Source organism: Acutalibacter sp. 1XD8-36 (assembly GCF_009917525.1).
In the GTDB taxonomy this organism is placed as follows: domain Bacteria; phylum Bacillota; class Clostridia; order Oscillospirales; family Acutalibacteraceae; genus Acutalibacter.
Map to the genome: position 1 here is coordinate 99,528 of NZ_QZDU01000001.1, position 12,354 is coordinate 111,881.

Sequence of the window (12,354 nt, forward strand, 5' to 3'; positions counted from 1 at the left end):
CAAGATATATGACGTGAATTGAAAATTTTATTAAGAGAGGTAATTTATTATGGCAAAGACTATTGGTATCGACTTAGGCACTACCAACTCATGTGTTGCAGTTATTGAGGGCGGCGAGCCCGTTGTCATCGCCAACGCCGAGGGTGCTCGTACCACTCCATCTGTTGTAGCATTCAGCAAGACCGGTGAGCGCATGGTGGGCCAGGTGGCGAAGCGCCAGGCTATCACCAACCCGGACCGTACCATATCCTCCATTAAGCGTGAGATGGGCTCCTCCTATAAGGTGAGCATTGATGACAAGAACTATACCCCTCAGGAGATAAGCGCTATGGTCCTCCAGAAGCTGAAGGCAGACGCTGAGGCCTACTTGGGTGATACGGTTACCAGCGCGGTCATTACTGTGCCCGCCTACTTCACCGACGCCCAGCGCCAGGCAACTAAGGACGCTGGCAAGATTGCCGGACTGGAAGTCAAGCGTATAATCAACGAGCCCACCGCTGCGGCCCTGTCCTATGGTGTGGATAAGGATAACGACCAGAAGGTTATGGTGTATGACCTTGGTGGCGGCACTTTCGACGTATCCATCATCGAAATGGGCGACGGCGTGCAGGAGGTTTTGGCCACAGCCGGTAATAACCGTTTGGGTGGCGATGACTTCGACCAGCGTATTATAAATTGGATAGTTGACAGCTTTAAGGTGGAACAGGGCGTTGAATTGACTAATGATAAGATGGCTATGCAGCGCATTAAAGAAGCGGCAGAGAAGGCTAAAATAGACCTGTCCGGAGTTACGACCTCCACTATAAGCCTGCCGTATATCACCGCTGACGCCAGCGGACCCAAGCATTTGGAGATGACCTTAACCAGGGCTAAGTTTAACGAGCTCACTGCCGACTTGGTGGAGCAGACCATGGGCCCGGTCCGTCAGGCTCTCCAGGACAGCGGGCTGTCTATAAATGAGGTCAGCAAGGTGCTCTTGGTCGGTGGCTCTTCCCGCATTCCTGCTGTACAGGAAGCTGTGAAGAATTTCATTGGCAAGGACCCCTTTAAGGGTATTAACCCCGATGAATGCGTTGCAATTGGCGCGGCAATCCAGGCCGGCGTACTGGGCGGCGAGGTCCAGGGCCTGCTGCTGCTGGACGTTACCCCGCTTTCTCTGGGTGTTGAGACAATGGGCGGAGTTATGACAAAGATTATAGACCGCAACACTACTATCCCCACTAAGAAGAGCCAGATTTTTTCCACAGCTGCCGACGGACAGACCCAGGTTGAGGTCAATGTGCTCCAGGGCGAAAGGGAGTTTGCAAGGGATAATAAACAGTTGGGCCTGTTCAAGCTGGACGGCATTGCTCCCGCTCCCCGTGGTATACCCCAGATTGAGGTCACCTTTGACATCGACGCTAACGGCATAGTGAATGTCTCTGCAAAGGACCTTGGAACCGGCAAGGAGCAGCATATTACCATCAGCTCCAGCTCCAATATGAGCAAAGAGGATATTGATGCAGCTGTAAAGGCTGCTGAGCAGTTTGCCGAGGAGGATAAAAAGCGCAGGGAAGAGGTCGATACCAAGAACAACGCCGAGAGCATGTGCTATTCTGCGGAGAAGCTTATCTCTGAGACCGGCGACAAGGTGTCTGAAGCTGAGAAGAATGAGGTGAATGCTAAGGTCGCCGCACTGCGTGACAGTATCACAAACGGCAGTATTGACACCATAAAGGCCAATATGGATGAGCTGCAGAAGGCGCTGTACTCAGTCAGCGAGAAGCTGTATCAGCAGAATGGGCCTCAGGGAGACCCCAACGCTCAGGGACCTGTGGACCCTGGACAGGGCGGCAATCCCGGCGGCGACGGCAACGTGTACGACGCGGACTTTAAGGATGTGAACTAACCGAGGTTTTCAGGAGTTGATTTGAGTGGCGGATAAGAGAGACTATTATGAGGTGCTGGGCGTCCAGAAGTCGGCCTCAGAGGATGATATAAAGAAAGCTTACCGAAAGATGGCGAAGCAGTACCACCCGGACTTGAATCCCGGAGATAAAACTGCCGAGGCAAAGTTCAAAGAGGTCAATGAGGCTTATGAGGTGCTTTCCGACAGCGATAAAAGGTCCCGGTATGACCAGTTCGGTCATGCCGGAGTAGACCCGAACTTCGGAGGCGGTGCAGGAGGAGGCAATCCGTTCCAGGGCGGCTTCGACTTTACGGATATATTCGACAGCTTTTTTGGAGGAGGCTTTGGAGGCAGTTCGCGCAGGGCTAACCCAAATGCGCCGCGCCAGGGCTCTGACGCCCAGGCAAACCTTGCCATAGACTTTGAGGAGGCCGCCAAGGGCTGTAAGAAGAATGTGGAATACCAGCAGATAGAGGTCTGTTCTGACTGCCATGGCACCGGAGCTGAAGCCGGTACCACCCCAAAAACCTGTCCCAACTGCAATGGCACGGGCCAGGTGCGTGTCAGCCAGCGCACGCCCTTCGGCGTTGTCCAGTCTACCCAGTCCTGTGACCGCTGCCACGGCACAGGCAAGCTGATAGAGAAGCCCTGCCATACATGTGACGGCAAGGGCAGGGTGCGCAGAAGGAAGACCATTGAGGTTACGGTCCCCGCTGGTATTGATGATGAGCAGGTGCTGAATGTGAGCGGTCACGGCAACACCGGGGCGAATGGCGGGCCTAGCGGCGACCTTCATGTGTATATCAATGTGAGGCCGCACCCAATCTACAAACGGCGCGGAAACGACGTTTGGTGTGAAATGCCCATAACCTTCACCCAGGCGGCGCTTGGCGCGGACGTAGAGGTGCCAACCCTGGATGGCAAAGTTAGCTATCATGTCCACGAAGGGACACAGCCGGGAGATGTGTTTAGGTTAAAGGGGAAGGGTATACAGAGCCTTCGCTCCAGGGCCAGAGGCGACCAGTATGTGCAGGTCACAGTCGAGGTACCCAAAAACCTTAACAAGCGTCAGAAGGAGATACTATCGGAGCTGGACAATAATACTGACGATAAGAATTACCAGAAGCGCAAAACATTTTTCTCCAAGCTAAGAGATTTGTTTGGAGACTAAAATAAAAAATCTCCGGGATTGCTGTATCAAGCAGTCCCGGAGATTTTTCTATTTTTCAGCGATGAAGAAGAAGCGGGGGAAACGGAATATTATTTCGCCGTTTTTTTGTACCGGGTACTCATCTCGGACCTGACGGAACACCTCCTGATAAAAATCATCCCTTGCCTCTTTAGTCACAGCAGCATCCAGGTAGGGCCGCAAGCCGGTGGAGCTGTACCATTCCATAATTGCCTGATGGGAGGGTAGGCGGTGAAGATATGTAGTCTGCCAAAGGGTGAAGTCAGTCGAGATGTCAGAGAGGATATCAAAATACTGCTCCTGACTGAGAGTGTGGAACAGCCTCATATATGGTATCAGCTCTGTCCATGGGCTATGGGATACGGTTGACTCGATAATCCTGTGAATAGGCTCCTGATAGTTCATTGGTATCTGTACTGCTAAGAACCCGCCAGGTTTCAGCAGGCTCATAAGCCGTGGCAGGAGGGATGGATGGTCGGGCACCCACTGCAGGCAGGCGTTAGAGAAGACAATGTCAAAATCATGGGGCAAACTGTCAATATCCGCGCTTATGTCGCACCGAATAAACTCAAGTCCGGGGTTATCCTTTTTTGCTGTCTCCACCATGTTCTCTGAGAAGTCTGCACCGATTATCTGAGCCTTGGGAAAGCGGGCTTTCAGCACGGCGGTGCTGTTTCCGGGGCCGCAGCCAACGTCAAGAGCTTTTGCCGGAGCATCGCAATTAAGGCGGGCCGCCAGGTCTATAGCGGGCTGGGTGCGGTCATTTTTAAACTTTAAGTATTGACGGGCGTTCCAGTCTGACATAAAATCAGCTCCGTTTCCGTATATTTTATAGACGTATCTTTGTCCACTGGCCCTTGCGGAACCGTAGGAAGGTGAGTATAAATCTCAAAACTTGGTCGCAGAAGGTGCCAAGCCATGCGCCGATAAGGCCGATACCCAGCGGATAGCAGAGCAGCCAGCTCATGCCAGGGCGAATGAAAGTGACGCTGATAAGTGACACCAGAGCGGTGAACTTTGTGTCCCCGGCTCCGCGCAGACAACCGAACAGCACCACCTGCTCTATCTGGAAGAAGAGGGTAACGCTGAGTATGCGCATTATCTGTTCGCCATAGTTGAGGATGACCTGCTCCTGAGAGAACAGAGTAAATATCTGCTTGCCAAACAGAAAGTATACCGTAGCTACGAGGCAGGCGCAGAGCAGTCCTATCTTTTGGCACACGTTTCCGTATATCTTCGCCATATCCGGACGCTTCCTGCCAAGGCTCTGACCTATTAAAGTGACTGACGCTACGGACAGGCCGTCACCGAAGGAGAAAGACATACTCATAAGATTCATGCCAATCTGGTGGGCAGCCATTTGAGTGGTGCCCAGGTGGGCAACAGTCATAGAGAACAGCAGGAAGCCAATGCGTAGGCATATCTGCTCCACAAAAGCACTTGAGCCCACGTTTAGCATGGAGCGTATACTAATACGGTCGGCAATCCATCCCTTTACTGAGCGCAGGTTTATAAAGCCGTCTTTTCTAAGGACGGAAGCAATGCTAAGGCAGCAGGCACATACCGTTCCGATTACAGTAGCCAGCGCGGCCCCGCGCACACCTAAAGCAGGGAAGCCGAAATTGCCTCCTATAAGTAAGTAGTTAAAGACCACATTGACAGTATTGGATATCACATTAGTGAGCATAGCTATTCTGGTATTACCGGCACCGCGCTGTGCAGCATTTAGCATAAGCGATATAGTGGAGAAGCCCATGCCACCCATAATAATTTGTAGGTACTCAACAGCATATTCATGGGTATCGGCTTGGGAGCCAACCATTTTTATAATTGGGCTGGCAAAAATCACAAAGGCTGTACTGATAAGTACAGTGAGGGCGATAGTGATGAGCAGAGCCATCCGCACAATACGGTTGGCGCTCTCGCGATCACCGGCCCCCTTGCGTCTGGCTACCAGCGCTGATACTGCGACATTCATGGACAGAAACACGGCAAGCCCCAGAAATTTTGGCTGAGTGGTGAGGCCGACGGCAGCAATGGCAAATGAGCCCAGAGAGCCCACCATGATAGTATCAACCATCCCAGCAAGACAGACAAAAAATGATTCCAGCACCGAGGGCCAGGCGACATTTACAGCGTCCTGAAATATCTGTCTGTTAGGGGGAATTTCTCCAAGTTCCATACCCTTACATATTTTTTCTGCATTTATAAACTGCAATATACCCACTCTCCCAAACTAAAAATAGTTGTTAATGCAATTATTATACGCCTTTTGGAAGGAAAATGCAAGAGGTGTGGTGAGAAGTTTCATTTGGGAAAATCGTGATGTAATTTAGCTATGACACTGGCTATAAAAGGCTTGTTATAATGTTTTGAAAGCATAAAGCAAGCAGTAAAACATTACTTTTGAGCAGAATGCCCTGTTTTGCCGCCCAAGTTATCGATAAATAGTTATCGATAACAATTATGCGGATATACAGAATTTTTCATTGCAAAATTCATAGAAAAATGTTAGAATATAGACACAGTTCCCAACAACATTTTTTAGGAGGTCAAAGTCATGAAAGTTACAGTGTGCATCGGTAGTTCCTGCCACATAAAGGGGTCCCGTCAGGTGGTCGAGCAGTTTCAGCAGCTCATTGCCGACAACGGCCTGAAGGAGAAGGTTGACCTGGGCGGCACCTTCTGCATGGGCAAATGCCAGCAGGGCGTCTGTGTTACAGTGGACGACCAGTTCTACTCCGTCTCTCCTGAGACAGCAGAGGAGTTCTTCAACACCAATATCAAAGCCAAGGTCTAAACTTATCAAAACCGAAAGGAGACTGGGAGTATGCCGGACTGTTTGCGGTTAAAAAAATCCAACTGTAAAAACTGCTATAAATGTATCCGCCACTGCCCTGTGAAAGCTATACGCTTTTCCGGCAGCCAGGCCCATATCATCAGTGACGAGTGCATCTTATGCGGGCAGTGCTTTGTGGTATGCCCGCAGAACGCCAAGGAGATAGTTGATGAGACCGAGAAGGTAAAGGTCTTTATGCAGAGCGGTGACCCTGTTATTGTCAGTCTCGCTCCGTCGTTTATAGCCAATTTCCCCGGTGTGGGTATTGGAGCTATGAGAAAGGCCTTGAAGCAGCTGGGCTTCTTTGATGTAGAGGAGACCGCTCTGGGGGCAACAATGGTCAAAACTGAGTATGACCGTATGCTCAAAGAGGATAAGCGTGATGTGGTTATCAGCTCATGCTGCCACTCGGTAAACCTGCTTATCCAAAAGCATTTCCCTGCGGCTTTAGAGTTCCTGGCCGACATTGATTCCCCCATGATGGCCCACTGCAAGGACATTAAGCGCCGCATTCCCAATGCAAAGACTGTCTTTATCGGGCCTTGCGTTGCCAAAAAGGACGAGGCGGCCCGATATGAAGGTATTGTGGACAGTGTGCTTACATTTGAGGAGCTGAGCCAGTGGCTGGATTCTGCAGGCATCAAGCTGGAGCAGGAGATAGATTCAGAGGAGTGCAGCCGTGCGCGTTTTTTCCCGACCACAGGCGGCATCCTAAAGACAATGGAGCTGAATGCTCCTTGCTACGCTTACCTGGCATTGGACGGTGCGGAAAACTGCATTGCGGCGCTGAAGGACATTATAGACGGCAAGCTGCATAACTGCTTTATTGAAATGTCAATCTGCACCGGCAGCTGTATTGGCGGCCCTGTGATGGAAAGGCATTCGCCTGTAAGGGATTATGTTGCGGTGTCCGGTTATGCCGGGGAGAGGGACTTTGAGGTCAGGCAGCCTGAACCAAAGTCTATGCGCAAGCAGTTTGCCTATCTTGAAATGCAAAACCGTATGCCAACCGAGGCTGAGATAAATACAGCCCTGCGCCAGATGGGTAAGTTCAAGCCGTCTCAGGAGTTGAACTGTGGCTCCTGTGGCTATAACACCTGCCGCGAGAAGGCCATTGCCGTATGCCAGGGTAAGGCTGAGATATCCATGTGCCTGCCCTTCCTGAAGGATAAGGCAGAGGGCTTCTCTGACGCCATAGTCAACAATACACCAAATGGCCTCATTGTGCTCAACGAGGACTTGGAAGTGCAGCAGATAAACAATAAGGCCAGGAAGATAATGAACATACGCTCTGCGTCTGATGTGCTGGGTGAGCCGGTGGTGAGGATACTTGACCCCACTGTGTTCCTAAATGTGCTGAACTCTAAGCGGGATGTGCGCGATGAAAAGGTATATCTGGCCGAGTATAAGTGCTATGTTGAGCAGTCGGTAGTCTATGACCGGGACCTGCACCTGCTTATTGGAATTATGCGCGATATAACCGATGAGCAGCTTGATAAGGAAAAGAAGGAGAGCATCAGCCGGCAGACGGTGGAGGTTGCCGACAAGGTGGTAGAAAAGCAAATGCGTATTGTCCAGGACATTGCAAGTCTGCTGGGCGAGACAGCTGCCGAGACCAAGATAGCGCTGACAAAGCTGAAGGAGTCAATCACTGATGAATGACCTTTGCGCTGATATCGGATATAAGAGCATTAACCACTATGGCGAGCAGCTATGCGGCGACCATGTGGATGTGATAGAGCAGGGAGACAACTCCACCGTTGTGGTGCTGGCGGACGGCCTTGGCAGCGGCGTGAAGGCCAGCATTCTCTCCACGCTCACATCAAAGATAATTTCTACAATGATGGCAGCAGGCATGCCCCTGGAGGAGTGTGTCTCTGCGGTGGCGGCCACACTGCCGGTCAGCTCGGAGCATGGTGTAGCCTACTCTACATTTACTATAATACACCTATTGAACAATCAGACTGCCGAGCTGATACAGTATGATAACCCGCATGTTATACTGTTAAGGGATGGGGTGAACTATGACTATCCCAAGACCGAGATGAACATAGGCGGCAAGCAGATATTCAAGTCGTCTATACCTTTAAGGGAGAACGACGCGTTTATCGCCATGAGCGATGGGTGCCCACATGCGGGAATCGGAATAGAGTACAATTTCGGATGGGCCATTGAGGATATCACTAGCTTTATGGAGACCATCATCCTTGCCGGATATACGGCAAAGACCCTTTCAACTATGCTGGTGGACGAGTGCTATAAGCTGTATGGGGGAGAGCCAAAGGATGATGTTACCTCGTGTGTAGTGCGTATCCGCAAGCGCGAGCCCATGAACCTGCTGTTTGGCCCGCCGTCCAACCGTGACGACTGCGACAGAATGATGAGCCTGTTCTTCTCCAAGGAGGGCAAGCATATCATCTGCGGCGGTACCACCTCTACAATAGCCTCACAGTTCCTGCGCAAGCCGCTGAAGCCCAGCCTCAACTTTGAGGGCTCAGACCTACCGCCCACTGCGGAGCTGGAGGGAGTAGATTTGGTAACTGAGGGTGTTATAACTATAGCCAGAGTGCTTGAATATGCCAAGGACTACCTGAAGGACAACGACAGATATGAGGACTGGGGCATGAAGCGGGACGGCGCGGCTCTCATAAGTCGCTTCCTGTTCGAGGAGGCTACAGACATAAACTTCTTTGTGGGACGGGCGATAAACCCGGCCCACCAAAACCCTGACCTGCCCATAACCTTCAGCATTAAGATGAGCCTTGCTGAGGAGCTGGTAGATTGCCTGCGGCAGATGGGCAAAAGGGTAAAGGTAAGCTATTTTTAAGGAGGGTGCCAAGTGAACCAACCAAATCAACTGAAACGGTTTGACACCAAGGTACAGTACCTAAAATATAAAGTCCTCCGGGAGACGGCCAGGATGGCTTGGGAGGACCGGCTGCTGGAGGGGATGATGGACATACCCAAAATCATCGTTCCCGGCAAGGAGCCAACAATGCGCTGCTGTGTCTATAAAGAGCGCGCGATTTTGGCGGAACGAGTCAAGATGGCAATGGGCGGCCATGCGGATAATCCCAATATTATAGAGGTAATAGACATAGCCTGTGATGAGTGTCCTGCCGCAGGCTATGAGGTCACAGATTCATGCCGCGGCTGCCTTGCGCACCGCTGCGAGGATGTATGCCGCAGGGGTGCTATCTCCTTCGACCATAACCACGTGGCCCATATCGATAAGAGTAAGTGTGTTGAGTGCGGACAGTGCGCGAAGGTCTGCCCCTATTCGGCTATTGTTGACCGCAAGCGCCCGTGTCAGGTGGCATGCAAGGTCAAGGCTATCTCTATCAATGAGAACAATGCGGCGGCTATCGACGATGAGAAGTGCATACAGTGCGGTGCATGCGTGTATCAGTGCCCGTTCGGTGCGGTGACGGACAAGTCCTTTATGCTCAACGTAATCGATATGCTGAAAAAGAGCGAGGACAATAAGAATTATAAGGTATACGCGGTGGTTGCACCGTCAATTTCCAGTCAGTTTGTATATGCAAACCTGGGACAGGTCATTACAGGGCTTAAGAAGATGGGCTTCTTCACCGTAATTGAGGCAGCGCTTGGCGCCGACATGGTGGCTATGAGCGAATCCCGGGAGTTGGCGGAGAAAGGATTCCTGACGAGCTCCTGCTGTCCAGCGTTTGTGTCATATGTCAAGTCGGCGTTCCCGGAGTTAGAGGAGAACATTTCCCATAACCTGTCGCCAATGGCGGCTCTGGCGGAGTATCTTAAAAAGACCGACCCAACCGGCAAGGTGGTATTTATCGGTCCGTGTACAGCCAAAAAGGCTGAGGCCAGACAGGAGCGTGTACGCCCTCTTATTGATGCGGTACTTACTTTCGAGGAGCTCCAGGCCTTGTTCGACAGCATGGATATGGATATTACGACCCTTGAGGAGGACGTGCTGGACAACGCATCCTACTATGGCCGTATCTTTGCCCGCTCTGGCGGTGTGTCTGACGCTGTGGCACAGGCGATGAAGGAGCAGGGAATAGAGTTTGACCTGAAGGCAGTACCATGCGACGGTATTGAGGCCTGCCGTATGGCCCTGCTGAAGAAATCCAAGAACGCTTTAGCTGGCAATTTCATTGAGGGCATGGCCTGTAACGGCGGATGTATCGGCGGCGCGGGCTGCCTGACCCACGGTGAGAAAAACAAGGCTGAGGTTGATAAGTACGGTAAAGAAGCCATGGAGAAGACTATTGGCGACGCCGTATCTATCCTGCAATAAAAATATTTGAATTGAAAAGCAGTGAACTCCGTGATTTGAGCCTCTGCTTTTCTTTTTTGTCTATTTTCACGAATCAATGAGGTGAATTTTAGTTAGATAGCTTATTGAATATGGAGATGAATTAGTATACAATATATAGTAGATTGTAGCTTTGGGTAGTATGTTGAAATACTGAGGGGGTGTGGTATGAAGCGTAAAAGGAAACATGCAGGTTTTACACGGCTGGGTAAGTGGAGAATATTTCTTATTTTGGCACTGATTTTTGCTCTCAGCATTATTCTCATTGCCGGAGGCAATAACGAGGTGCCGGTACAGGTTATAGGCGGTGATGTAGAGCTTCGGGTGTTTGGCAGGCATGAAAATAATATTGTGATGCTTTTAGAGGATTCCGGTAAATTGCTTGCGTACTATAAGGATGGCTCTAGTACGGACAGCAAGCTGACTCCAGTAGATGTTGTGGAAGATGGTAGGGCATTCTTTCTGGATGGCGGTACTCTGGGGATTGGACAGTGTGATGAAATGAGTTTTAATACGTCGCTCTATTCTTTGGAATCACACTTACAAAATTTTAAAACGGATATGCATGGGCTGTTTCCAGAGGAAAGTGACAAACTGGTATTTTCCAATGCGGGTACCGAGCAGGGTACACATGAGTACATAATATATATACTTTCATCAAACGGTGAGCTGTGGCAGTGTGAATCACTCTCAGAGCCGGAGGAAACAAGAGTTGCGGATGTTGAATTTCTTGACTCAACACAAGGCGGCTGGGTCTATATGTACACTGGTGGAGTTCTGTATCGCTGGAGAGGGGGCGATATGGATTGCAGTGAACTGTTCCTGGACGCACCTTGCCCAAGCAAACTGGTGGGGGAAGATGTATACATAGATGAATCTGGAATGATAGTGAGAATTAGAGACGGGAGTATTGAGCAGGTAGCTGTTGACATTGATGTACTGAATCCTCTCGCCTGTCTAGGGACAGACAGCTATCTGTTCGCGGCAGACAGTTCCGGTGTGGTTCACAAGTATGACTGGTCTGGCGAAGAAGTTATTGAGGTCGAAACAGCTAATACTGAGGGTTATGTCTGTGGGATAGTAGAGGATTATGCCCTCATAATTAAAGACGAAATGTTATGCCTGACAAGGCTTATATTTCGTGAGCCGGACCGTGAGCCTGAGCCGACACCTGAGCCAACGGATAATCCGGGGGAGACCGAGGAACCTAGCCCAGAACCAACAGCTGAGCCAACCCCGGACAACGGTGAGGAAGAGTCGCCCAGTTCAGAGCCTGAGAGCAGCAGCGAGCCGGAGCCCAGCAACGAACCAGAAGAAAGCCCCGGACCTACGCCTGGCGGGAACGACGAGGTGGGCAAGATAATTGAGCGATGCAGATTTAGGGAATTGAGCGGCAATGACGGGAAATATATCTCTGTGTTGAGCGGCTCGAGAATATCAGATTTGAGAAAAATTTATGCACCGCAAAGCATAGAGGCTTTCAATCAGGACGGCGGCGCTATACATGAAGCTGTGCTGAAGACCGGGATGAAGATTAGGCTTCCATATGGCGATGGCAGTGGGGATGAAATTACAATAGTTATCCGGGCAGACTGCACTGGCGATGGGAAGGTGCTGGAGTCTGACATCGTGTTCGCTTCATTGTATTATCTGGATGTCCAGGAGGTTGAAACTGAGGCACAGTATCTGGCGATGGATATGAATGAGGATGGGGTTGTAACTATACACGACCTTCCGGGAATAGCCACTGAGATTAAGCGCATGGAGAGTAAGATATCTAAATAGTATTGAGTTTGTGAGAGCAGCCGTGGTACCTGATGAAGGTGTCACGGCTGTTTTTGGTGTTCGAGATAGGGGAGAGGAAGAAGCTGTAAAGAGAATAGCTTTACAGTGCGAATTATAGCAATTCTAGACGGTGGAATAAGTATACATGCCCGCTCTTGGCGAGTTGTCATAATAATTGGCACTTAATATTCATCAATTTACATAATTAGGTTGACATAAGTGGTAAAGGGCTGCGGTAAAAAGGTAAAAATATTCGTTTCCCTCTTGCAAAATTCTTCCATTTGTATTATAGTAGTACATGCAGGAACAAATCGCGAGTTTTATGCTGGAATCCAGCCGTGATTTCAACATTTAAA

The 12,354-nt window shown here is 50.3% G+C and carries 9 protein-coding genes; 7 read left to right on the forward strand and 2 right to left on the reverse strand.

All coding sequences use genetic code 11. The features are described 5' to 3' along the window. Positions 1–49: 49 nt before the first annotated feature. Together dnaK and dnaJ are read left to right on the forward strand one after the other, a co-directional pair. A complete protein-coding gene (gene dnaK / locus D5270_RS00655; protein ID WP_166542281.1) occupies positions 50–1,888 on the forward strand; it encodes a molecular chaperone DnaK in 1,839 nt (612 codons plus the stop codon). 25 nt (positions 1,889–1,913) lie between these two features. Further along, positions 1,914–3,059, forward strand: coding sequence for a molecular chaperone DnaJ (dnaJ, locus tag D5270_RS00660; protein WP_166542282.1), 1,146 nt, complete (start codon positions 1,914–1,916; stop codon positions 3,057–3,059). Between the two features lie 48 nt (positions 3,060–3,107). On the opposite strand, the gene D5270_RS00665 is transcribed toward dnaJ, so the two are convergent. Both D5270_RS00665 and D5270_RS00670 read right to left on the reverse strand, forming a co-directional pair. After that, entirely contained in the window at positions 3,108–3,881 is a 774-nt protein-coding gene (locus D5270_RS00665; RefSeq protein ID WP_166542283.1) for a methyltransferase domain-containing protein, read from the reverse strand. A 25-nt stretch (positions 3,882–3,906) separates the two neighbouring features. Further along, positions 3,907–5,259, reverse strand: coding sequence for an MATE family efflux transporter (locus tag D5270_RS00670; protein WP_166542284.1), 1,353 nt, complete (start codon positions 5,257–5,259; stop codon positions 3,907–3,909). Between the two features lie 378 nt (positions 5,260–5,637). On the opposite strand from D5270_RS00670, the gene D5270_RS00675 reads away from it, so the two are divergent. From D5270_RS00675 to D5270_RS00695, 5 genes are all read left to right on the forward strand, one after another. Continuing rightward, on the forward strand, positions 5,638–5,877 hold the full coding sequence (locus D5270_RS00675) for a (2Fe-2S) ferredoxin domain-containing protein (protein WP_161472776.1): 240 nt from the start codon (positions 5,638–5,640) through the stop codon (positions 5,875–5,877). 30 nt (positions 5,878–5,907) lie between these two features. After that, on the forward strand, positions 5,908–7,578 hold the full coding sequence (locus D5270_RS00680) for a [Fe-Fe] hydrogenase large subunit C-terminal domain-containing protein (RefSeq protein ID WP_166542285.1): 1,671 nt from the start codon (positions 5,908–5,910) through the stop codon (positions 7,576–7,578). After that, positions 7,571–8,743 carry a SpoIIE family protein phosphatase gene (locus D5270_RS00685; protein ID WP_161472778.1) on the forward strand — a complete coding sequence of 391 codons (1,173 nt, stop codon included), beginning with the start codon at positions 7,571–7,573 and terminating at the stop codon, positions 8,741–8,743. Before D5270_RS00680 ends, D5270_RS00685 begins: the two co-directional genes overlap by 8 nt. Positions 8,744–8,755: 12 nt before the next feature. Further along, positions 8,756–10,195 carry a 4Fe-4S dicluster domain-containing protein gene (locus D5270_RS00690; protein WP_442858582.1) on the forward strand — a complete coding sequence of 480 codons (1,440 nt, stop codon included), beginning with the start codon at positions 8,756–8,758 and terminating at the stop codon, positions 10,193–10,195. A 186-nt stretch (positions 10,196–10,381) separates the two neighbouring features. After that, a complete protein-coding gene (locus D5270_RS00695; RefSeq protein ID WP_166542286.1) occupies positions 10,382–11,998 on the forward strand; it encodes a hypothetical protein in 1,617 nt (538 codons plus the stop codon). Positions 11,999–12,354 lie beyond the last annotated feature (356 nt).

Bases quoted from the DNA above. Each gene is read 5' to 3' on its own strand.
- dnaK (WP_166542281.1), top strand. From the start codon at position 50: ATGGCAAAGACTATTGGTATCGACTTAGGCACTACCAACTCATGTGTT.
- D5270_RS00665 (WP_166542283.1), bottom strand. From the start codon at position 3,881: ATGTCAGACTGGAACGCCCGTCAATACTTAAAGTTTAAAAATGACCGC.
- D5270_RS00670 (WP_166542284.1), bottom strand. From the start codon at position 5,259: ATGGAACTTGGAGAAATTCCCCCTAACAGACAGATATTTCAGGACGCT.
- D5270_RS00675 (WP_161472776.1), top strand. From the start codon at position 5,638: ATGAAAGTTACAGTGTGCATCGGTAGTTCCTGCCACATAAAGGGGTCC.
- D5270_RS00680 (WP_166542285.1), top strand. From the start codon at position 5,908: ATGCCGGACTGTTTGCGGTTAAAAAAATCCAACTGTAAAAACTGCTAT.
- D5270_RS00685 (WP_161472778.1), top strand. From the start codon at position 7,571: ATGAATGACCTTTGCGCTGATATCGGATATAAGAGCATTAACCACTAT.
- D5270_RS00695 (WP_166542286.1), top strand. From the start codon at position 10,382: ATGAAGCGTAAAAGGAAACATGCAGGTTTTACACGGCTGGGTAAGTGG.